The 24,006-nt window shown below is 32.2% G+C and carries 9 protein-coding genes and 3 pseudogenes; 4 read left to right on the top strand and 8 right to left on the bottom strand.

The annotated features are described in order from the left end of the window. Window positions 1-121: 121 nt before the first annotated feature. A complete protein-coding gene (locus tag JBKA6_RS05365) occupies window positions 122-5,239 on the bottom strand; it encodes a tail fiber domain-containing protein (RefSeq protein ID WP_096686600.1) in 5,118 nt (1,705 codons plus the stop codon). A gap of 180 nt (window positions 5,240-5,419) precedes the next feature. On the opposite strand from JBKA6_RS05365, the gene JBKA6_RS05370 reads away from it, so the two are divergent. From JBKA6_RS05370 to JBKA6_RS05375, 3 genes and pseudogenes are all read left to right on the top strand, one after another. Then, complete coding sequence (locus JBKA6_RS05370) at window positions 5,420-5,764, top strand: transposase (RefSeq protein ID WP_096686602.1); 345 nt, start codon at window positions 5,420-5,422, stop codon at window positions 5,762-5,764. Between the two features lie 256 nt (window positions 5,765-6,020). Next, a pseudogene (locus JBKA6_RS07810) lies at window positions 6,021-6,166 on the top strand (IS256 family transposase); the annotation flags it as partial. A gap of 96 nt (window positions 6,167-6,262) precedes the next feature. After that, window positions 6,263-7,458 (top strand): annotated as a pseudogene (locus tag JBKA6_RS05375) (IS256 family transposase). Window positions 7,459-7,955: 497 nt separating this feature from the next. On the opposite strand, the gene JBKA6_RS05380 reads toward JBKA6_RS05375, so the two are convergent. Beyond that, the gene (locus tag JBKA6_RS05380) at window positions 7,956-12,368 is read right to left on the bottom strand and encodes a tail fiber domain-containing protein (RefSeq protein ID WP_096686604.1); all 4,413 of its coding nucleotides are present in this window, start codon (window positions 12,366-12,368) and stop codon (window positions 7,956-7,958) included. 455 nt (window positions 12,369-12,823) lie between these two features. On the opposite strand from JBKA6_RS05380, the pseudogene JBKA6_RS07815 reads away from it, so the two are divergent. Continuing rightward, window positions 12,824-12,969 (top strand): annotated as a pseudogene (locus tag JBKA6_RS07815) (IS256 family transposase); the annotation flags it as partial. Window positions 12,970-13,027: 58 nt separating this feature from the next. Here the strand turns inward: JBKA6_RS07815 and JBKA6_RS05385 are convergent. The 6 genes from JBKA6_RS05385 to JBKA6_RS05410 all read right to left on the bottom strand — a co-directional run bounded on the left by JBKA6_RS05385 (window position 13,028) and on the right by JBKA6_RS05410 (window position 23,920). Next, window positions 13,028-17,047 carry a tail fiber domain-containing protein gene (locus JBKA6_RS05385; protein WP_096686606.1) on the bottom strand — a complete coding sequence of 1,340 codons (4,020 nt, stop codon included), beginning with the start codon at window positions 17,045-17,047 and terminating at the stop codon, window positions 13,028-13,030. A gap of 456 nt (window positions 17,048-17,503) precedes the next feature. Then, on the bottom strand, window positions 17,504-17,857 hold the full coding sequence (gene folB, locus JBKA6_RS05390) for a dihydroneopterin aldolase (RefSeq protein ID WP_096686608.1): 354 nt from the start codon (window positions 17,855-17,857) through the stop codon (window positions 17,504-17,506). A 79-nt stretch (window positions 17,858-17,936) separates the two neighbouring features. After that, window positions 17,937-18,653 (bottom strand): C40 family peptidase, encoded by a 717-nt coding sequence (locus JBKA6_RS05395; RefSeq protein WP_231952042.1) that lies wholly within the window; start codon window positions 18,651-18,653, stop codon window positions 17,937-17,939. Window positions 18,654-18,834: 181 nt separating this feature from the next. Next, window positions 18,835-20,601, bottom strand: coding sequence for a peptide MFS transporter (locus JBKA6_RS05400; protein WP_096686612.1), 1,767 nt, complete (start codon window positions 20,599-20,601; stop codon window positions 18,835-18,837). Between the two features lie 45 nt (window positions 20,602-20,646). Then, window positions 20,647-21,237, bottom strand: a complete 591-nt coding sequence (locus tag JBKA6_RS05405; RefSeq protein WP_096686614.1) for a riboflavin synthase — start codon at window positions 21,235-21,237, stop codon at window positions 20,647-20,649. A 13-nt stretch (window positions 21,238-21,250) separates the two neighbouring features. Further along, on the bottom strand, window positions 21,251-23,920 hold the full coding sequence (locus JBKA6_RS05410) for a T9SS type B sorting domain-containing protein (RefSeq protein WP_096686616.1): 2,670 nt from the start codon (window positions 23,918-23,920) through the stop codon (window positions 21,251-21,253). Window positions 23,921-24,006: the final 86 nt, after the last annotated feature.

Raw genomic sequence — 24,006 nt, forward strand, 5'->3', positions numbered from 1 at the left:
TTATTAATCGAACTCATGTTATCTAATTTTTAATGATTTTTAAAAAATCTATTGGACAGAGTTTAATTTACATACCCTATTTACACCCCTAAGGACTGTGTCAGTTAACATATTTCAGATATTATTCTTCTGTTAAACTTTTAAGATCTTTAACATTTAGAATCTTAGCTTTACTTAAGATATTAATTAAATTCTTAATCTCTTTTCTAGAATTAGAAAGTCCTTCCTTAAGGACTTTAACCTCTTGTTTAAGAATACTATTTTCATTTTTAAGAATACTATTCTCATCTTTAATAACGCTACTTTCTTTTTCTAAGTCTACTACACGATTGAAAACAGCTTGAGTAGCTGAGATATTCAAAGTGGTAAGGCCATCGTAATCTACTGATCTTAAATCATCTACTTGCTTACCGTATATAAATATTTTATTTGGAGATATCTCATCTCCTAACTCTACCACAAAAGCATTAGCACTTTTTATCTCTTTTATTTTAACTAAAATCTCTTGCGTATCATCCAAAATTAATTTTACCATGTCTCCCTTAGAAAAACCGTGAGATTTTTTTGTGGTAATTGATGTCATATTATCAATAGTTTCTATCGATTTCGAAAATTCATAGACGCTAGGAATCACACCACTATTCTTTTCTACAATATTTGGAGCTATACCTTCTATCTGCTGAGCTATTACTTTTTTAAAATGCTGATTACCCATTTTGTTAGTATCTCTCATAGTGTAATCCGTGATTTCTATATCTAAAAGTTTTTTAAGGTCTGATTCTTTATCTGAAATGCCTATTATGCTCTTGAGACGTTTATCAGAAGAGATTAGTGTTTTTTTTGCATAAACATTTCCTAGTAAGTGAATATCAGTAGTGTCATCATTACCAATGGTTACAGTATTATTCCCATGTCCTGTAATGTTATAACCTATAACTATCTCATTAATGCTGTTATCTGCTTTCGCTTTAACATTATCTCCTATGAAAATAGAATTATTTGATGTCTGGAGAAATTTTGATCCGCCAGTAATAAAACAACCAGCTTTATGTCCTATAGCTGTATTATTATCACCTTTAGTCGCATAATATAAAGCATATGCCCCTACAGCTGTATTTCTATTTCCTATAGTCATCATATATAAAGGATGTGTGCCTATTCCTACATTTCTTTCTCCATTTACTAATCGGGATAAAGAAGCGTATCCAGTTGAAGTATTCTGATTGCCTGTGGTGTTATGAGCGAGAGAATATGCGCCAATAGAAGTGTTCTTACGGCCTGTAGTATTATCTCTCAAACTTTCAAAGCCAAAAGCCGCATTATAACCGCTAGTGGTTATGGCATTACCAGACCCTATACCTAAAAAAGTATTTTTTTCACCAGTACCTGCACTAGTTCCATTACTGCCATTTCCTGACCATTTAGTTATGAGATTATTAGTCCCTACTTTTAGCAGTTTATCAGAACTAATGTCTTTCCAATTAGAATCAGAAGATGGGTTAGTGGTAGTGCTAGGGATAGTGATAGCAGATCCAGTTCTCTTATAAAAAACCCCATCGTAAAGAACTACATCGCCTACATTATAAGTAAACCCACTCATTTTACTTCTTTTGTTAAAACCTGCACTGTGCAATATACCTCCTAAATGAGTAGATGTAATACTACCTTCCTTACCTATGATTACCGTATTATTTCCTTTTCCTATAGCTTCATTACCTATAACTATCTCATTAAGGCTGTTATCTGCTAGCGCTTTAGCATTATCTCCTATGAAAATAGAATTATTTGTTGTCTCGAGAAATGTTAATCCGTCAGCAATAAAAAAACCAGCATCATTTCCTATAGCTATATTTCTATTCCCTGTAGTCGCATTATGTAAAGAATATGGCCCTATAGCTATATTATTATCCCCTGTAGTCATCATATATAAAGGATGTGAGCCTATTCCTACATTTTTTTCTCCATTTACTAATTGGTATAAAGAAGAGTATCCAATTGAAGTATTCCTATCACCTGTAGTGTTATCAGCTAGAGAATATGCGCCAATAGAAGTATTCCTATGACCTGTAGTATTATCTCTCAAACTTTCAAGGCCAATAGAGGTATTCCTATTACCTGTAGTATTATCTCTCAAACTTTCAAGGCCAATAGAGGTATTCCTATGACCTGTAGTATTATCTCTCAAACTTTCAAAGCCAAAAGCCGTATTAAAATCGCCAGAGGTTATGGCGTTACCAGAGCTTATACCTAAAAAACTATTTTTTTCACCAGTACCAGTAACACTATCCGTACCAGCACCAGTAATAGTACCAGGGGCACCTCCACTAGTTCCATTACTGCCCTTTCCTGACCATTTAGTTATGAGATTATTAGTCCCTACTTTTCGCAGTTTATCAGAACTAATATCCTCCCAATTAGGATCAGAAGGTGGGGTAGGGGTGGTGCTAGTGATAGTGACAGCAGATCCAGTTCTCTTATAAAAGACCCCATCGTAAAGAACTACATCGCCTACATTATAAGTAAACCCACTCATTTTACTTCTTTTGTTAAAACCTGCACTGTGCAATATACCTCCTAAATGAGTAGATGTAATACTACCTTCCTTACCTATGATTACCGTATTATTTCCTTTTCCTATAGCACCAGCCCCTATAACTATTTCGTTAACGCTGTTATTTGCTTTAGCTCTAACGCCATTTCCTATGAAAGTAGATCTATTTGATGTCTGGAGAGGTGTTACTCCGTTAGTAATATAATAACCAGCGTCACTTCCTATAGCTATATTTTTATTCCCTGTAGTTATTTCATATAAAGCATATGGCCCTATAGCTACATTATTATTCCCTGTAGTCATTTCATATAAAGGATGTGAGCCTATTGCTACATTTTTTCCTCCATTTACTAATTTGTATAAAGAAGAGTATCCAATTGAAGTATTTCTATCACCTATAGTGTTATCAGCTAGAGAATATGCGCCAATAGAAGTATTCCTATGACCTGTAGTATTATCTCTCAAACTTTCAAAGCCAAAAGCCGTATTAAAATCTCCAGAGGTTATGGCATTACCAGAGCTTATACCTAAAAAAATATTTTCCTTACCAGTACCAGTAACAGCACTCGTGCCAGCACCAGTAATAGTACCAGGAGTACCTCCATTGGTTCCATTACTGCCCTTTCCTGACCATTTAGTTATGAGATTATCAGTCCCTACTTTTAGCAGTTTATCAGAACTAATGTCTTTCCAATTAGAATCAGAAGATGGGTTAGTGGTAGTGCTAGGGATAGTGATAGCAGATCCAGTTCTCTTATAAAAGACCCCATCGTAAAGAACTACATCACCTACATTATAAGTAAACCCACTCATCATTTTACTCCTTTTGTTAAAACCTGCACTGTGTAATATACCCCCTAAATGAGTAGATGTAATGCTGCCTTCCTTACCTATGATTACCGTATTATTTCCTTTTCCTATAGCGTCATTACCTATAACTATCTCATTAAGGCTGTTATCTGCTAGCGCTTTAACATTATCTCCTATGAAAATAGAATTATCTGATCTACTGAGAAATGTTGATCCGTTAGCAATATAATAACCAGCTTCATTTCCTATAGCTATATTTTTATTCCCTGTAATCATATTATATAAAGTATATGACCCTATAGCTACATTTTTTTCTCCATCTATTGATTTGTGTAAAGAAGCGTGTCCAATAGAAGTATTCCTGGTGCCTATAGTGTTATCTTTCAAACTTTCAGAACCAAAAGCCGTATTAAAACCGCCAGTGGTTATGGCATTACCAGACCTTATACCTAAAAAAGTATTTTCTATACCAATACCTCCACTAGTTCCATTACTGCCATTTCCTGACCATTTAGTTATAAGATTGCCTCTTGGGTCTTTTATAAGAGTATTGTTTTTATTTATCTTTTCGTTTAATTTCTTCCCCTGAGCTGCTGATAAGGCTTTAGCAGGATCATTAGTAACTAAATCATCTACTATATCAGATATATTTAATTTAGTACCTAGTTCTGTCTTAAGAACTTTGCCTTGTGCTGCCGATAAGGCCTTAGTGGCATCATTAGTGGTTAAATTATCTGCTATATCAGATATATTTAATTTAGTACCTATTTCTGTCTTAAGAACTTTTCCTTGTGCTGCTGATAATACCTCTGTAGCATTAGTGCTATTTAAATTATTTATTATCTTACTCCTATCAATCTTAGTTTGTATCATTCCAAACAATATTCTGCCCTGGTTCGATGATAAGGCCTTAGTGGCATCATTAGTGGTTAAATTATCTGTTATATCAGATATATTTAATTTAGTACCTAGTTCTAACTTAAGAACTTTTCCTTGTGCTGCCGATAAGGCCTTAGTGGCATCATTAGTGGTTAAATTATCTGCTATATCAGATATATTTAATTTAGTACCTAGTTCTAACTTAAGAACTTTTCCTTGTGCTGCCGATAAGGCCTTAGTGGCATCATTAGTGGTTAAATTATCTGCTATATCAGATATATTTAATTTAGTACCTAGTTCTAACTTAAGGACTTTCCCTTGTGCCGCTGATAAGGCCTTAGTGGCATCATTAGTGGTTAAATTATCTGCTATATCAGATATATTTAATTTAGTACCTAGTTCTGACTTAAGGACTTTCCCTTGTGCTGCTGATAATACCTTTTTAGTATCATTACTATTTAAATTATCTACGATTGTATTCTTATGGATCTTAGTTTGTATCCTTTCAGACAATATTCTACCCTGATTAGCTGATAGAGGAACGGCACTACTATGAGAACTTAGATTATTTACAACAATAATTTTTCTAGCAGTATTAGCATATATAGCATATGGAACACTAAGCAGCTTACCCTTTCTCTTTATATCGTATTGTCCATTATTATTCAGATCTAATTCTGTTTTAATCATATGAGGAATTTCCCAATCTAAATCTGTTAATTTGAGAGTTTTATAAACGTTAGGTTTATCGCCATCGCCTATCTTTAAAGACGCTATGCCGTCACTGTTAGTCCTAACTCTATGAGTTTCGCTATATACGGTCTTCTCGCCAAGGGAAGCGTCATTGATAAATAATATTATTCGTATATTGATAAAACTATCCCTCAATACATTGCTTTGATCATCTCTTATTAGAGCTTGATAACTTAACTTATCAGGGAAAACTTGGGGAAATGCATATGTGCTAAACATTATAAATAAAAGACCTATTTTTTTCATATTTTTTTTCTTTAGAAATAAAAAGAAATATTGTTATATCTGCATTTAGATGCCAATGCAATTTAAACTATTTTCATAGATTTTAAAAAAAAGATTCAACAAGATTAATTTAACCCAGATTATTCACAGATATATCGTCAATATTAGGCATAAAGTGCTAATTTTCTTAGGAAGAATGCCATAGAAGTTTGTTTTGACTTTTATGTTAAAAGAGGTGATTCAAGTGAAAATAGAATAAAAGAAGTTAAAAATATGTGTTTTTCTGATCGTTTGTCAAATCATAGTTTTCTTGCTAATTTTTTTCGACTTATGATGAGTAGTTTTGCCTATGAAATGTTTTTATTACTGAAACAGAAGATAAAGAAAACAAGATTTGAAGTAGCAAAAAAATGGTTAATCAGTTCGATTAGAACCTATCTTCTCAAGGTAGGAGCAACGATTAAAATTACCAAAAGGCGAATCTATTACCAGCTATCTAAATCTTTTGTTTACAAGGGTTTATTTCGGGAAATTATTACCCAGTAACGGTTGTTTATTTGTGAAATGAACAAGCTTGGGATAGTTACGCCTTGTCGTTAAAAAACCATGTAAAAACACTAAAAAAGAGCATTGTCATCCTAAAAAAAGGTGCAAAAAAACGACAAAGAAGATGAGTTCTCTTCGATTAGTAAAAAAGTTAAGGAAAAAATATCACGTCTAATCTATTTTAATATGACTATGAATAATGCGGGTTAATAAAAAAGTTAACGAAAAAAAAGATCACGTTTAATCTATTTTAACATTGTCATTCCCAACAGATGATGCTGTTATGAAATCTACTTTTTAGCTCTGAGGGAGGCTACAAAAAAATGGTCCAAAACCATACCAAATTGGGGAATAATCCTGAATCAATTTTTAACTATTTTTGACGAAAGAGTTCGACTATGAATAAAAACGACACTATCCTGTAAAGTGTGTAAAGTTTATATTTAGGAAAAAAAATCCTAGATATTTTTTAAAAAAACTAATTAAAACTTTATACAAATGAAAAAAGAAGATTTATTAAAAGATGAATTCTTAAAACAATTCAAAACAGGAGAAGATCTGATGTCATTTCTAAAAGATATTCAGAGACGAGGTATTGAAAAGATTCTAGAAGGGGAATTAGATTCACATTTGGATTATTCTAAATATGAGCAATCAAAGAATACAAATTTCCGCAATGGCTATTCTACAAAAAATGTTAGGACATCATTAGGAGAGAGCAAGATTAAAGTTCCAAGAGATAGAGATTCCTCTTTTAATCCTATGTTAATCCCTAAACGCAAAAATATGGCAGAAGGATTAGAAAATATAATCATCAGTTTTTATTTCAAGGGGATGAGTAATTCAGACATAGAGGATCAAATACAAGAGTTATACAATTTTGATATTTCTACATCTACCATATCGCGTATCACAGATAGAGTGACAAATGAATCATAGCCTGGCAAAATAGACCTCTAGAGCCTGTATATTTGATAGTTTGGATGGACGCTATAGTATTCAAGGTTAGGGAGAATTCCAAAGTGATCAACAAGAGTATGTACATCGCTATTGGCCTTGGTAGAGATGGGAAAAAAGAAGTATTAGGCTTATGGTTAGGGAAGAATGAATCCTCTGCATTTTGGATGAGCGTATTAACAGATCTAAAGGCTCGAGGAGTTGAGGATATACTTATCACAGCTACGGATAATTTAAATGGCTTTACCCAAACTATAAAAAATGTATTTCCTGAATCCACAACCCAAATATGTGTAGTACATCAAATCAGGAATTCAAGCAGATATGTAGTATTTAAGGATAAAAAGACGTTTTTTAATGACATGAAATCAATATACAATTCCCCTACTAAACAATCAGCTGAGGCTGCCCTAAATGACTTTGCAAAAACATGGGAATCTAAGTATTCCTATGCTGTTAAAAGCTGGCGAGATAACTGGGAGGAACTGTCTGCTTTTTATGAGTTTCCCGTAGAAATCAGGAAAATTATTTACACGACCAATTTGATTGAAAACCTCAATGGAAAAATCAGAAAGTATACCAAAAACAAATTGTCATTCCCAACTGATGATGCTGTTATGAAATCTACTTTTTTAGCTCTGAGGGAGGCTACAAAAAAATGGTCTAAACCCATACCAAATTGGGGAATAATTTTGAATCAATTTTTAACTATTTTTGACCAAAGAGTTCGACTATGAATAAAAACAAAAAAATATGTCATTTCTTATTTACACACTTTAAGGGATAGTGTCATAGCCCAAAAATGAGGAATAAAAATATACCATTTATAACTCTTAGTTCATCAATGACCACTTATAAATACTGGATAAAGCGATAGATTCTATCCAAAAAATTCATACGACTATGAATAATCTGGGTTAATAAGGGCACTTGAATCCTTTGATTTTATTAGCATTTAAATAAATGCCTCTTTATTTTTTGGTTCTTTTATGTTTATGAGATAAACTAGAGGAAAATTAACAATTTTTGAGCAAAAAACACTCGATTTTTCACAACTGCTATTCTATTTAATTTCAGTTAATTGAGGGCTTTCAATAATTTTTAGTAAGTAAATTATTAATCGAACTTATGTATCTAATTTTTAATGATTTTTAAAAAATCTATTGGATAGAGTTTGATTTACATTCCCTATTTGCTCCCCTAAGGGCTAGTGTCAGTTAATATATTTCAGATATTATTCTTCTATTAAACTTTTAAGATCTTTAACATCTATAATCTTAGCTTTATTTAATATTTTAATTAAATTCTTAATAATCTCTTTTCTAGAATTAGAAAGTCCTTCCTTGAGGACCTTAACCTCTTGTTTAAGAATAGTATTCTCATTTTTAAGAATACTATTCTCGTCTTTAATAACGCTACTTTCTTTTTCTAAGTCTACTATACGATTGAAAACAGCTTGAGTAGCTGAGATATTCAAAGTGGTAAGGCCATCGTAATCTACTGATCGCAAATCATCTACTCGCTTACCATATACAAATACTTTATTTGGAGGTACCTCATCTCCTAAATCTACCACAAAAGCATTAGCACTTTCTATCTCTTTTACTTTAACTAAAATCTCTCGCTTATCATTCAAAATTAATCTTACCATGTCTCCCTTAGAAAAACCGTGAGATTTATTTGTAGTAATTGATGTCATATTATCAATAATTTCTACCGATTTCGAAAATTCATAGACACTAGGAATCACACCACTGTTCTTTCCTACAATATTTGGAACTATACCTTCTATCTGCTGAGCTATTACTTTTTTAAAATGCTGATTACCCATTTTATTAGTATCTCTCATAGTGTAATCCGTGATTTCTATATCTAAAAGTTTTTTAAGGTCTGATTCTTTATCTGAAATGCCTATTATGCTCTTGATACGTTTATCAGAAGAGAGTTTTATAGTGCCTGCATGAACATTTCCTGGTAAGTGAATGTCAGTAGTGTTACTATTACCAATGACAACAGTATTATCTCCTTTTCCTTTAGCTCCATTACCTATAACTATCTCATTAGAGCTGTTATCTGCTTTCGCTTTAACATTATATCCTATGAAAATAGAATTATTTGATGTCTGGAGAAGTGATCCGTTAGAAATATAATAACCAGCTTGATTTCCTATAGCTGTATTATTATCCCCTGTAGTTATTTTATGTAAAGCATATGCCCCTATAGCTGTATTATTATCCCCTGTAGTTATTTTATATAAAGCATTTGTCCCTATAGCTGTATTATCATCCCCTGTAGTTATACTATATAAAGGATGTGAGCCTACTGCTACATTTCTTCTTCCACTTGCTAATTTGTATAAAGAAGCGTATCCAATAGAAGTATTCCTAGAACCTGTATCGTTATCAGTGAGAGAATATGCGCCAAAAGAAGTATTCTTTTCACCTGTAGTATTATCTTCAAAACTTTTAAAGCCAAAAGCCGTATTCCGATCGCCAGAGGTTATGGCATTACCAGAGTTTATACCTAAAAAAATATTTTCTTTACCAGTACCTGCACTAGTTCCATTACTGCCATTTCCTGACCATTTAGCTATGAGATTATTTCTTCCTATTTTTAGCAGTTTATCAGAACTAATGTCTTTCCAATTAGAATCAGAAGATGGGTTAGGGTTAGGGTTAGTGGTAGTGCTAGGGATAGTGATAGCAGATCCAGTTCTCTTATAAAAAACCCCATCGTAAAGAACTACATCGCCTACATTATAAGTAAAACCACCCATTTTACTTCTTTTATTAAAACCCGCACTGTGCAATATACCTCCTAAATGAGTAGATGTAATACTACCTTCCTTACCTATGACTACTGTATTATTTCCTTTTCCTGTAGCGTAATAACCTATAACTATCTCATTAATGCTGTTATCTGCTAGCGCTTTAGCGTTATCTCCTATGAAAATAGAATTATTTGTTGTCTCGAGAAATGTTAATCCGTCAGCAATAAAATAACCAGCGTCACTTCCTATAGCTATATTACTATCACCTGTAGTTATTTTATGTAAAGAATATGGCCCTATAGCTACATTATTACTCCCTATAGTCATTTCATATAAAGGATGTGAGCCTATTCCTATATTTTTTTCTCCATCTACTAATTGGTATAAAGAAGAGTATCCAATAGAAGTATTCATAGTACCTATAGTGTTAAAAGCTAGAGAATAAGCGCCAATAGAAGTATTCCTATCGCCTGTAGTGTTATCTCTCAAACTTTCAAGGCCAATAGAGGTATTTCTATGACCTGTAGTATTATCTCTCAAACTTTTAAAGCCAAAAGCCGTATTTAAACCGCCAGTGGTTATGGCGTTACCAGACCTTATACCCAAAAGAGTATTATAATCGCCAGTACCTGAACTAGTTCCATTACTGCCCTTTCCTGACCATTTAGTTATGAGATTAGTACCTACTTTTCGCAGTTTATCAGAACTAATATCTTCCCAATTAGGATCAGAAGATGGGTTAGGGATGGTGCTAGTGATAGTGACAGCAGATCCAGTTCTCTTATAAAAAACCCAATCGTAAAAAACTACATCACCTACATTATAAGTAAACCCTCTCATTATTTTACTTCTTTTGTTAAAACCTGCACTGTGCAATATACCTCCTAAATGAGTAGATGTAATGCTGCTTTCCTTACCTATGACTACCGTATTATTTCCTTTTCCTATAGCGTCATCACCTATAACTATCTCATTAATGCTGTTATCTGCTAGCGCTTTAGCATTATTTCCTATGAAAATATAATTATTTGTTGCCTGGAGAAATGTTAATCCGTCAGCAATATAATAACCAGCTTCATTTCCTATAGCTATATTTTTATTCCCTGTAATCATATTATATAAAGTATATGACCCTATAGCTGTATTTTTACTCCCTGTAGCCATTTCATATAAAGAACGTAAGCCTATTGCTACATTTTTTTCTCCATCTACTGATTTGTGTAAAGAAGAGTGTCCAATAGAAGTATTACTGATACCTATAGTGTTATTTTTCAAACTTTCAGAGCCAAAAGCCGTATTAAAACCACCAGTGGTTATAGCATTACCAGACCTTATACCTAAAAAAGTATTTTCTATACCAATACCTCCACTAGTTCCATTACTGCCCTTTCCTGACCATTTAGTTATAATATTGTCTCTTGGGTCTTTTATAAGAGTATTGTTTTTATTTATCTTTTCGTTTAATTTCTTCCCCTGAGCTGCTGATAAGGCCTTAGCAGGATCATTAGTAACTAGATCATCTACTATATCAGATATATTTAATTTAGTACCTATTTCTGTCTTAAGAATTTTTCCTTGTGCTGCTGATAATACCTCTGTAGTATTAGTGCTATTTAAATTATTTATTATCCTACTCTTATCAATCTTAGTTTGTATCATTCCAAACAATATTCTGCCCTGGTTCGATGATAATGCCTTAGTGGCATCATTAGTGGTTAAATTATCTGCTATATCAGATATATTTAATTTAGTGCCTATTTCTGTCTTAAGAACTTTTCCTTGTGCTGCTGATAATACCTCTGTAGCATCATTGCTATTTAAATTATTTATTATCTTAATCGTATCAATCTTAGCTTTTATCCTTTGAGACAATATTCTACCCTGGTTCGCTGATAAGGCCTTATTAGGATTATTAGTGGTTAAATTATCTACTATATCAGATATATTTAATTTAGTACCTATTTCTGTCTTAAGAACTTTTCCTTGTGTTGCTGATAATGCCTTAGTTGCATCATTAGTGGTTAAATTATTTACTATATCAGATATATTTAATTTAGTACCTATTTCTGTCTTAAGAACTTTTCCTTGTGCTGCTGATAATACCTCTGTAGCATTAGTGCTATTTAAATTATTTATTATCTTACTCTTATCAATCTTAGTTTGTACCATTCCAGACAATATTCTTCCCTGGTTAGCTGATAATGCGTTACTCGCATCAGTAGATGTCAAAACATCTAATATATCTACTTTGAAACTGGAATCTAACTTATTGTCTATTTGATCCTTAAGAACTTTTCCTTGTGCCGCTGATAATACCTTTTTAGCATCATTGCTATTTAAATTATCTACGATCGTATTCTTATGGATCTTAGTTTGTATCCTTTCAGACAATATTCTGCCCTGGTTAGCTGATAGAGGAACGGCACTATTATGAGAACTTAGATTATTTATAACGAGGATTTTCCTAGCAGTATTAGCATATATAGCATATGGAACACTAAGCAGCTTACCCTTTCTCTTTATATCGTATTGTCCATTATTATTCAGATCTAATTCTGTTTTAATCATATGAGGAATTTCCCAATCTAAATCTGTTAATTTGAGAGTTTTATAAACGTTAGGTTTATTGCCATCGCCTATCTTTAAAGACGCTATGCCGTCACTGTTAGTCCTAACTCTATGAGTTTCGCTATATACGGTCTTTTCGCCAAGGGAAGTCTCATTGATAAATAATATTATTCGTATATTGATAAAACTATCCCTCAATATATTGCCTTGATCATCTCTTATTAGAGCTTGATAACTTAACTTATCAGGGAAAACTTGGGGAAATGCATATGTGCTAAACATTATAAATAGAAGACCTATTTTTTTCATAATTTTTTTTCTTAGAGATAAAAAGAAATATTGTTATATCTGCATTTAGATGCCAATGCAATTTAAACTATTTTCATATGTTTTTAAAAAAAGATTCAACTTCTGACAGGTTATAAAATCATATTTTTTGGCTATTTTTTTTAGACCTATGATAAGTTGTCTTGCCTGTGCAATGTTTTTATATTACCAAAAGACGAATCTGTTGCCAGCTATATAAGTCTTTTGTTTACAAGGTTTTATTTCGGAAAACTATTACTCAATATCGGTTGTTTATTTGTTGAAATGAATACCTTCTTAGGAATGGTTACGTTCTGTTGTTAGAACTATATGAAAACACTAAAAAGGATCATTCTCGTGCTAAAAAATGGTGCAAAAAAAACGGCAAAGAAGACGGTTTCTGTTAGATTAATAAAAAAGTTAACGAAAAAAAAGATCACGTCTAATCTATTTTAACATTGTCATTCCCAACAGATGATGCTGTTATGAAATCTACTTTTTAGCTCTGAGGGAGGCTACAAAAAAATGGTCCAAAACCATACCAAATTGGGGAATAATCCTGAATCAATTTTTAACTATTTTTGACGAAAGAGTTCGACTATGAATAAAAACAAAAAAATATATCATTTCTTATTTACACACTTTACGCGATAGTGTCGATATTATTCTTCTATTAAACTTTTAAGATCTTTAACATCTATAATCTTAGCTTTACTTAAGATATTAATTAAATTCTTAATAATCTCTTTTCTAGAATTAGAAAGTCCTTCCTTGAGGACCTTAACCTCTTGTTTAAGAATACTATTCTCGTATTTAATAATGCTGCTTTCTTTTTCTAAATCTACTATACGATTGAAAACAGCTTGAGTAGCTGAGATATTCAAAGTGGTAAGGCCATCGTAATCTACTGATCGCAAATCATCTACTCGCTTACCATATACAAATACTTTATCTGGAGGTACCTCATCTCCTAAATCTACCACAAAAGCATTAGCGCTTTTTATCTCTTTTACTTTAACTAAAATCTCTCGCTTATCATCCAAATTTAATCTTACCATGTCTCCCTTAGAAAAACCGTGAGATTTTTTTGTAGTAATTGATGTCATATTATCAATGATTTCTACCGATTTCGAAAATTCATAGACGCTAGGAATCACACCGCTATTCTTTTCTACAATATTTGGAACTATACCTTCTATCTGCTGAGCTATTACTTTTTTAAAATGCTGATTACCCATTTTATCAGTATCTCTCATAGTATAATCCGTGATTTCTATATCTAAAAGTTTTTTAAGGTCTGATTCTTTATCTGAAATGCTTATTATGCTCTTGATACGTTTATCAGAAGAGAGTTGTACGCCATTTGCATAAACTATTCCTTTTAAGTGTGTTTTAGTAATATTACTATTACCAATGGTTACAGTATTATCTCCTTTTCCTTTAGCGTCATTACCTATAACTATCTCATTAGAGCTGTTATCTGCTTCCGCTTTAACATTATTTCCTATGAAAATAGAATTATTTGATGTCAGGAGAAGTGATCCGTTAGAAATATAATAACCAGCTTTATTTCCCATAGCTGTATTATTATCCCCTGTAGTTATTTTATGTAAAGCATTTGTACCTATAGCTGTATTATTATCCCCTGTAGTTATTTTATGTAAAGCATATGCCCCTATAGTTGTATTATTATCCCCTGTAGTTATTTTATATAAAGCATTTGTTCCTATAGCTGTATTATCATCCCCTGAAGTCATTTCATATAAAGGGTGTGAGCCTACTGCTACATTTCTTCTTCCACTTGCTAATTTGTATAAAGAAGCGTATCCAATAGAAGTATTCCTAGAACCTGTATCGTTATCAGCGAGAGAATATGCGCCAAAAGAAGTATTCTTTTCACCTGTAGTATTATCTTCAAAACTTTTAAATCCAAAAGCCGTATTCCGATCGCCAGAGGTTATGGCATTACCAGACATTATACCTAAAAAAATATTTTCTTTACCAGTACCTGCATTAGTTCCATTACTGCCCTTTCCTGACCATTTAGCTATGAGATTATTTCTCCCTATTTTTAGCAGTTTATCAGAACTAATATCCTCCCAATTAGGATCAGAAGACGGGGTAGGGCTAGGGCCAGTTACAGGGATAGTAATAGCAGATCCAGTTCTCTTATAAAAAACCCCATCGTAAAGAACTACATCGCCTACATTATAAGTAAACCCACTCATTTTACTTCTTTTGTTAAAACCTGCACTGTGCAATATACCTCCTAAATGAGTAGATGTAATACTATCTTCCTTACCTATGACTACCGTATTATTTCCTTTTCCTGTAGCGGCATTACCTATAACTATCTCATTAGAGCTGTTAGCGTTTAGCGCGTTAACATCATTTCCTATAAAAATAGAATTATTTGATACTCTGAGATATGTTCCGTTTCGAATATTATAACCAGCGTTATTTCCTATAGCTATATTATTATCACCTGTAGTTATTTCATATAAAGCAAGTGGCCCTATAGCTACATTGTTATTCCCTGTAGTCATCGTATATAAAGGATGTGAGCCTATTGCTACATTTTTTTCTCCATTTACTAAGTTGTATAAAGAAGAGTGCCCAATAGAAGTATTCATAGCACCTATAGTGTTAAAAGCGAGAGAATATGAGCCAATAGAAGTATTCCTATGACCTGTAGTATTATCCCTCAAACTTTTAAAACCAAAAGCCGTATTAAATTTGCCAGTGGTTATGGCATTACCAGACATTATACCTAAAAAACTATTTTCTATACCACTACCTGCACTAGTTCCATTACTGTTCCTTCCTGACCATTTAGTTATGAGATTATTAGTACCTACTTTTCGCAGTTTATCAGAACTAATATCTTCCCAATTAGGATCAGAAGGTGGGGTAGGGGTGGTACTAGTGATAGTGACAGCAGATCCAGTTCTCTTATAAAAAACCCAATCGTAAAAAACTACATCACCTACATTATAGGTAAATCCTCCCATTATTTTACTTCTTTTGTTAAAGCCTGCGCTGTGCAATATACCTCCTAAATGAGTAGATGTAATACTACCTTCCTTACCTATGACTACCGTATTATTTCCTCTTCCTATAGCGTCATCACCTATAACTATCTCATTAATGCTGTTATCTGCTAGCGCTTTAGCATTATTTCCTATGAAAATAGAATTATTTGTTGCCTGTAGAAATGTTAATCCGTCAGCAATATAATAACCAGCTTCATTTCCTATAGCTATATTTTTATTCCCTGTAATCATATTATATAAAGTATATGACCCTATAGCTACATTTTTTTCTCCATCTATTGATTTGTGTAAAGAAGCGTGTCCAATAGAAGTATTCCTGGTACCTATAGTGTTATCTTTCAAACTTTCAGAGCCAAAAGCCGTATTAAAACCGCCAGTGGTTATGGCATTACCAGACCTTATACCTAAAAAAGTATTTTCTATACCAATACCTCCACTAGTTCCATTACTGCCATTTCCTGACCATTTAGTTATAAGATTGCCTCTTGGGTCTTTTATAAGAGTGTTGTTTTTATTTATCTTTTCGTTTAATTTCTTCCCCTGAGCTGCTGACAAGGCCTTAGCAGGATCATTAGTAACTAAATCATCTACTATATCAGATATATTTAATTTAGTATCTATTTCTATCTTAAGAGCTTTTCCTTGTGCTGCTGATAATACCTCTGTAGCATTAGTGCTATTTAAATTATTTATTATCTTACTCTTATCAATCTTAGTTTGTATCATTCCAAACAATATTCTGCCCTGATTCGCTGATAAGGCCTTATTAGGATTATTAGTGGTTAAATTATCTACTATATCAGATATATTTAATTTAGTACCTATTTCTGTCTTAAGAACTTTTCCTTGTGCTGCTGATAATACCTCTGTAGCATTAGTGCTATTTAAATTATTTATTATCTTACTCTTATCAATCTTAGTTTGTATCATTCTAGACAATATTCTGCCCTGGTTTGCTGATAAGGCCTTATTAGGATTATTAGTGGTTAAATTATCTGCTATATCAGATATATTTAATTTAGTACCTATTTCTGTCTTAAGAACTTTTCCTTGTGCCGCTGATAATACCTTTTTAGCATCATTGCTATTTAAATTATCTACGATCGTATTCTTATGGATCTTAGTTTGTATCCTTTCAGACAATATTCTACCCTGGTTAGCTGATAGAGGAACGGCACTACTATGAGAACTTAGATTATTTACAACAATAATTTTTCTAGCAGTATTAGCATATATAGCATATGGAACACTAAGCAGCTTCCCCTTTCTCTTTATATCGTATTGTCCATTATTATTCAGATCTAATTCTGTTTTAATCATATGAGGAATTTCCCAATCTAAATCTGTTAATTTGAGAGTTTTATAAACGTTAGGTTTATCGCCATCGCCTATCTTTAAAGACGCTATACCGTCACTGTTAGTCCTAACTCTATGAGTTTCGCTATATACGGTCTTTTCGCCAAGGGAAGTCTCATTGATAAATAATATTATTCGTATATTGATAAAACTATCCCTCAATATATTGCCTTGATCATCTCTTATTATAGCTTGATAACTTAACTTATCAGGGAAAACTTGGGGAAATGCATATGTGCTAAACATTATAAATAAAAGACCTATTTTTTTCATAAATTTTTTTTCTTTAGGGATAAAAAGAAATATTGTTATATCCGCATTTAGATGCCAATGCAATTTAAACTATTTTCATAGATTTTAAAAAAAAGATTCAACAACCCTGAGTTAGATTAATAGATTAATAAAAAAGCTTGAACCTTTTGATTTTATTCGGATTTAAGGAAACACCCCTTTAGTTTTGGGCTCTTTTTGTATGCTTATAAAGTCGATTTAGTCGGAATTTAACAATTCTTGCATTAAAACATTATACTTATCACGAATATGAGTCTCTTTAATCCTAGTTAATTCAAGGCTTTTAAGCATTTTTACTAAACAAATTATTAATCGAACTCAGGTAACAAGATTAATTTAACCTGGATTATTCACAGATATACTGTCAATATTAGGCATAAAGTGCTAATTTTCTTAGGAAGGATGCCATATAAAATTACTTTGGCTTAGGTTTTAAGGCTATGATTTGATAATCACACTCACTTGTTTTACTTCTCCATTATTCATAGGAGGGTTTATTTTGGTGACTTTTGTCTCCACACTAGAGACCTTCTCGAAGTTTTCTTTAATGGTGAGATTTATTCTGTGAGTTAAGTTTTCTAACAAATCTGAAGAGATTTTCATCTGTTCTAAAACTAGGTCATTCACCTGGGAATAATTTATAGTATCGGACAAATCATCTGATATAGCTGCTCTTTGTAAATCTAGAAATAACTTTATATCTACTTTGTAATAGCTTCCTATTTTTTTTTCTTCTTCCATAACACCATGAAAGGCGTATACTTTAATTCCTTCTATATGTATAATGTTCATCTGCTTCAAATGAAATAAGCGATTGCGAAAATGCAATTCTTATAAAGACCAAAAATTAAATTTACCAAGATAATCAAAATTATAATATCCTCTTTATTACTTTTAAATTGTGTGAATACTTCTTTAATTCTTTATTGTAAATCCCTAAGTGATCTATAGTATCGATACATACCTTTTCAGTTACGTGTATCACGGTTTTATTAGATAATATTATTCCAATATGATCTATAACATTTTTCTTGTGAAAGAATACTAAATCTCCAATTTTCGTGTCTTTTATGAAATTTATGCTTTCGCCCTTATCGATTTGAGAAGCTATGTTTTTAGATATTCTCTTTCCACACATTTTGTATACCATTTGAACGAATCCAGAATTATCTATTCCAAAAACAGTTTTTCCACCTAGCATTTTGGGTGAATTCAAATATAAAAAAGCAATATTTTTTATGCTGTTAGCATTGAATTCTCCAAAGGATGATTCTCCATAGAATCTGTAAACATTTTTGTCAAAAGTCAGCATATCTCTTGTTAAAAATGGTAAACTCGCTCCCATTGGTATGGCATGCATCTCTTCATTATTAGATATTGAAGCTATTGTATTTATATTAATAGCGGCAGGCGTTTTTTCTAATTTCTCGAATAATGAGTAATCTATTTCAGAAAATTGTTTACTGTTTATATAACCCTCACAATCGTCAAATGGGTTGTGGATTAAACACCATTTATCTTTTTTTTCTAAAATTTTAAAATGCTCTCCAAATAGTAATTGTGTTACTAACTCACTTTTCTCATCCATCTTTAAACGGACGGGAACGATAGAAAGATTACAAATCCCATAAGAGAGCATATTTTCATTTAATGAAGCATTCATTTTATATAAATAACTACTTTGTTATTAGCTATTTTGAACCTAAAAGAATATACATTAAATATGGTAAGAAATTATATTTCATCTGTTTTTTTTAATTACACAAAAATTACCTAACACCATGCATTAGTTTCTTCAATAGAGGGTTTAATAACATTATTATTATTCCAACTAGTATAGGAATCAGAGTAAATATTAAAAAGAAAGTAGCCATATCGTATTGTGATACTATATCATCTATCTTACCTCCTAGGGAATGAGCTATTTTATTACCTATTGCCATAGCCAAATAAAAGATTCCAAACATAAATCCTAACATTTTAGGTGGAACTAATTTACTCAGATAAGATAATCCTAAAGGAGACAGACACAATTCTCCCATAGTGTGGAATAGATAAGCTAAAATAAGCCATGCCATACTTATAGAAGCTGTTTCAGCACCTTGAGGGATATTCATAGATCCATAAACTAAAAATGAAAATCCTAAACCTAATAGTATTAAACCAAAACCGTATTTAAAAGCTGCAGTAGGGTTGTATTTACTTTCCCACCACTTTGAGAATAATGGCGCTAGTACAATTATAAATAAGGAATTCAAAATACCAAACCAAGTAGCTGGTACTTCTGTGTTTTCAGTAGAAAATTCATTGTACAGTTTGTAGATTACTATAGCCCAAATGAAAACAAAGCTAAACCCTAAGATGATATTTGAAAGTTTAATTCTAGTATATGTTCTAGAGAAAAGCATATATAAAACATATGAGATGATAAGCAATGGAATAACCGTAACTAATGTATCTATAATTTTAAAAAGGCTAGCTGACTCTCCCGATAGTGCTCTAAAAGTATAGTCTTTTGCAAAGATGGCTAAAGAACCGGCTGCTTGTTCGAAACAAGCCCAGAAAAATATGTTTAGTATAGCGAAAATAGCTATGGCTATTAATCTATCTCTAACAATAGTGTCATATCGTACTATACGAGATACTATTATGAATAAAAATATAACAAAAGCAGTTGTCACTACAATATTAGAGATGTCGTAATTAATTACATCTAGATTCATAAAATTATAATCCCCTATCTTGGATACTGGATCATTAAATATCCAACTCAGAGATAGTAATGAAAATACACCTATTAATATTTTATCAAAAATCGTAAATGGATTTAATGTTGTATTATCGGTAGTGTTCTCTAATTTTTCATTCTCACTTTCATCTTCGCTTTCATCGTGTTTTGGTTTTTCGCCTAAACTCCCGAAAATAGGAGAGGCTAACCAAAATTGTAACATCCCTAAAAACATGAAAATACCAGCTAGTCCAAATCCAAAGCTCCAAGATATTTTTTCACCAATATATCCACATAACATAATTCCTAGAAAAGCACCAGAGTTTACACCCATGTAGAAAATAGTATATGCAGCATCTTTTTTATCTTGATGATTCTTATACATTTCAGATATTATAGATGTAATATTAGGTTTAAAAAAACCATTACCCAAGGCTAAAAGGCCTATACCTATATATAAAAATAGAGGAGTCTCTATGGCCATAGAAGTGTGTCCTAGTGTCATTAGGACGGCTCCTATTATTACGGCTTTTCTATATCCAAATTTTTTATCAGCCATATATCCTCCTAATACGGGAGTTAAATAAACCAAAAGGGCATATGTCCCCAAAAGACTCAAAGCATTTTCTCTTTCCCAACTCCAACCGGGATTTTCTCCTGTATTTACTGTTATTAAGAATATTACCAATAACGCTCTCATCCCATAGTAGGAAAATCTCTCCCACATCTCTGTAAAGAAAAGGATGAACAACCCTACTGGATGTCCAAATAATTTAGTTTTGAAAAGGTCTTTTGTCTCTGTATTCATTTTTTAATTTTTTAAGAGTTATTTCAATAGATATAGTCTAATAAATTATTTATTATATCCACATAACTTATGAATATATTTTCCCACTATATCAAATTCTAAGTTTACAATATCATTTACTTTTAACGTTCTAAAATTTGTGTTATTGTAAGTGTAGGGGATTATAGCTACACTAAACATTCCTTCACCAGAATCGACCACTGTCAGGCTAACACCATTGATAGTTATTGATCCTTTTTTAACTGTTATATTTCCCAATTCTCTATCATAAGAGAAATAAAAAGTATCACTACCTTCATTTCTCAATATATCGGTGCAAACACCAGTTTGATCTATATGTCCCTGTACTAAGTGTCCATCTAGTCTATCGCCTATCTTCAGGCATCTCTCTACGTTTATCTCATCTCCTACCACAAAAGAGCCTATGTTGGTTTTACCTACAGTTTCCTTAATAGCCGTGGTGGTATATATATTTCCATTTATAGATTCTACAGTCAGACAGATTCCGTTGTGAGAAATACTTTGATCCACTTTTAATTCGGAGACAAAGTCACACGATAGGCTAATCCGTATATTTTCTGAATACATTTTTATCTCTTCTACTCTGGCTATAGATTCTATAATACCTGTAAACATTTATTGAATATTATTAATGACCGTAATTTTCCATATTTTCTACGGATCTATACAAATGGATATTACCACTGTAATTCTTTTCTTTTACATTACCATCTATTATTACTTCTACATCACAGGCGTAGAAATACACTCCATCTGAACACTTTTTTCCTGTATTTTGATTGACGCCATCCCAATTTATATTTGGATTATTTGTTTGAAAAACTTCTTTGCCCCAACGACTATAGATCACTATACTTAGCTTTTTTAGGTTTGATGGAGGTATTATTCTATAAATGTCATTTACTCCGTCACCGTTAGGAGTGAATATATTGGGAAGTATAAATTCTGAACAGGCATACAGAGAGACCACATTGCTAAATGCGCTTTTGTTTCCTACGTCATCTACATATCTAATTTTAAAATGTCCAATTGTGTATTTGTCATCAGTTATGATGTACTCAGTTGTATTAGCGTTTTCTATGTCTAATAATTTACTGTAGTGGCCATCTATTTTTTTTGAGTGATGTATTTCATATTTAGCTATATAGTTTGCACAGTTGCCTTTAGGATTATCCCAACTTATACGATATAAACCATCGGAACAATAGTTGCTATTTAGGTTTATAGTGGGAGTGCACTTTATCTCATTTTCATTGGGCACTATACAAGCTATTTGAGAAAAATTGATAATTTTTTGAGTAATCTTAGATGAAGAATATTTACCAAATACTTTTACTTTATAACATTCTTCTTTTCCATTTGTCAATCCAGTATCTATAAAATCTAGAGTTTTACTACTTCCTACTTTTATAAAGTCACTGTCATTAGATTGAACAAAATCTTTGTTCTTAGCCCTATATATCTGTATAGAATCCGTATGCCATGGAACATTTTGGTCTATATATATCTTAACTTTTTTATCCCCATGTCTCAGCCTTAAAAATGGGGTAGATGCAATAGAGCTATTGCCACTAGACATATCTACTCTATACCTATGATTTTTTTCAAAAGTATTTACGCCTGTATGAGAAAAACTTAATTCACTGTCTGTATTACTTATGTTAGTTATTTGAGTGAATTTGTCTTCATTGTTCAAGTTTTCAGCATACATTAGATTATATGTAAGAGAAGTTGTTGCTAATGTTCCTTTTAAATCTTGAGGCCTAAGCCATTTTACATTTATTGAGCCAGTAGTTTGTACATTCATAGAAGTAAACGATACACTAGCCTCTGTAATTATTGGGACAGTAATATCTAATTCGCCACACATTCCATCTGAGGGATAACTCTCTGCTTGGTCTTTGAAAATAGCAGTGACTACATAGCAATACTTGGCACCCCTGTCAAAAGGCAAACCTTTATTAGTATCGGTATAATTGTTATTATCCCTTCCATCTAGATCAGCTATTAATTCAAAATTACTATCGGTTACGCCTTGTAGACACTCTTGTTTTGAGTTATTTGCATTGTGTTTTTTTCTGTATATCTTATAACCTTTTAGATCATTTTTTTCAGATTTGGAGCATAATTCGTATTTATTCCAAGTCAAATGGAATTTTTCATCTTTAATTGATACTGTCAGACCTTTTGGCTTGGGAGCTATCACTTGTATGGTAACTGCTTTTTGAAAAGAAGTCCCTTTTCTATCTTCCTCTTGGGGAAAATCATCAGCTTTGAAGAAGACTTTATATTCATTCTTTTGAATCAAAGAGCAATCCGTATTCCATGTAAATGTAGATGTGATGGGTACTGAGCCTTTTTTGGGATCGAAATTTGCTTCTGGAACTAAGAAAAATGGTCTGCCTAGGGCTTTAAGCGAAACTTCATCATTATCTATATCATTAGCCGTTACGTCAAATGAAAGAGTTTTTCCTGCTTCAACGCAATATTTTTCTTCAACCTCAATTGTAGGAGGGGTGTTTTTACAGTCTAAGATATCTATTTGCATATCTCTAATTATCTTTCCTATAGCTGTCCATTTACCAGTATTACTTTTTCTATATTCAGTTATTTCTACAGCTATGTTAAAAGTCCCTATTGTATTTGGAGAATTCCAAGTAATAGTTCCATTTCTATCTATTTTTATATCATTTAGATTATAGGCTCTGGAATACGTAGTTGGAATAGGCTTACCATTATTACCTTTGCAGTCGACTAGCTTAAAAGACAGACTGTCATTTTCCATATCAAAGGCTCCCAGATTATGTGTGAAGGGAGTATCTATGCATCCAATATCTACAGGTGGATTGCTCAATACTGGAGACGAATTGTCATAACCTGCATATATTATAGAATTGATATAAAAAGGTTCGTATACAGACCTAGGTATATTTAGAACTCCTACATTTCTGGTTGGATCTTGCATGTGAATACTATAGGTCCCCCTAGAAGAATAAGTATGAGTGCCGACGTATTTATTTACCTTTATATCGTTTTTTAATATTTCACCTCCATTTTTGCAGTTGATATTAGGAGGCCCATTAATTCTATAAAGAGTTGAAGGAGGCGTACCATCTCCCCAGTCTATATAAAGATAACAACGGTCAGTATGAACAGAGGCTTTTGTATGAGTTATTATGGTGACTTGATATGTCAATCCGCCTAAGTGCTTATATATTATCTCTCCAGCACGATTGTGACTGGCAAAGGAATGCAAAGAAGTGAATATGAATAAAAATATGGTATAAAATCTAAGCACTAATTTTTGTATATTTTAGATAAAGAGGTCTGCAAATATAGTAGTTTAATATTTTTTTGGAAAAGTAGTTTATAATGCAGATTTTT

It is taken from the genome of Ichthyobacterium seriolicida (assembly GCF_002369955.1).
GTDB lineage: Bacteria > Bacteroidota > Bacteroidia > Flavobacteriales > Ichthyobacteriaceae > Ichthyobacterium > Ichthyobacterium seriolicida.

Coding starts and splice junctions, on each gene's coding strand:
- JBKA6_RS05365 (WP_096686600.1), bottom strand. CDS start 5,239: ATGAAAAAAATAGGTCTTTTATTTATAATGTTTAGCACATATGCATTT.
- JBKA6_RS05380 (WP_096686604.1), bottom strand. CDS start 12,368: ATGAAAAAAATAGGTCTTCTATTTATAATGTTTAGCACATATGCATTT.
- JBKA6_RS05385 (WP_096686606.1), bottom strand. CDS start 17,047: ATGAAAAAAATAGGTCTTTTATTTATAATGTTTAGCACATATGCATTT.
- JBKA6_RS05395 (WP_231952042.1), bottom strand. CDS start 18,653: ATGGATGAGAAAAGTGAGTTAGTAACACAATTACTATTTGGAGAGCAT.
- JBKA6_RS05400 (WP_096686612.1), bottom strand. CDS start 20,601: ATGAATACAGAGACAAAAGACCTTTTCAAAACTAAATTATTTGGACAT.
- folB (WP_096686608.1), bottom strand. CDS start 17,857: ATGAACATTATACATATAGAAGGAATTAAAGTATACGCCTTTCATGGT.
- JBKA6_RS05405 (WP_096686614.1), bottom strand. CDS start 21,237: ATGTTTACAGGTATTATAGAATCTATAGCCAGAGTAGAAGAGATAAAA.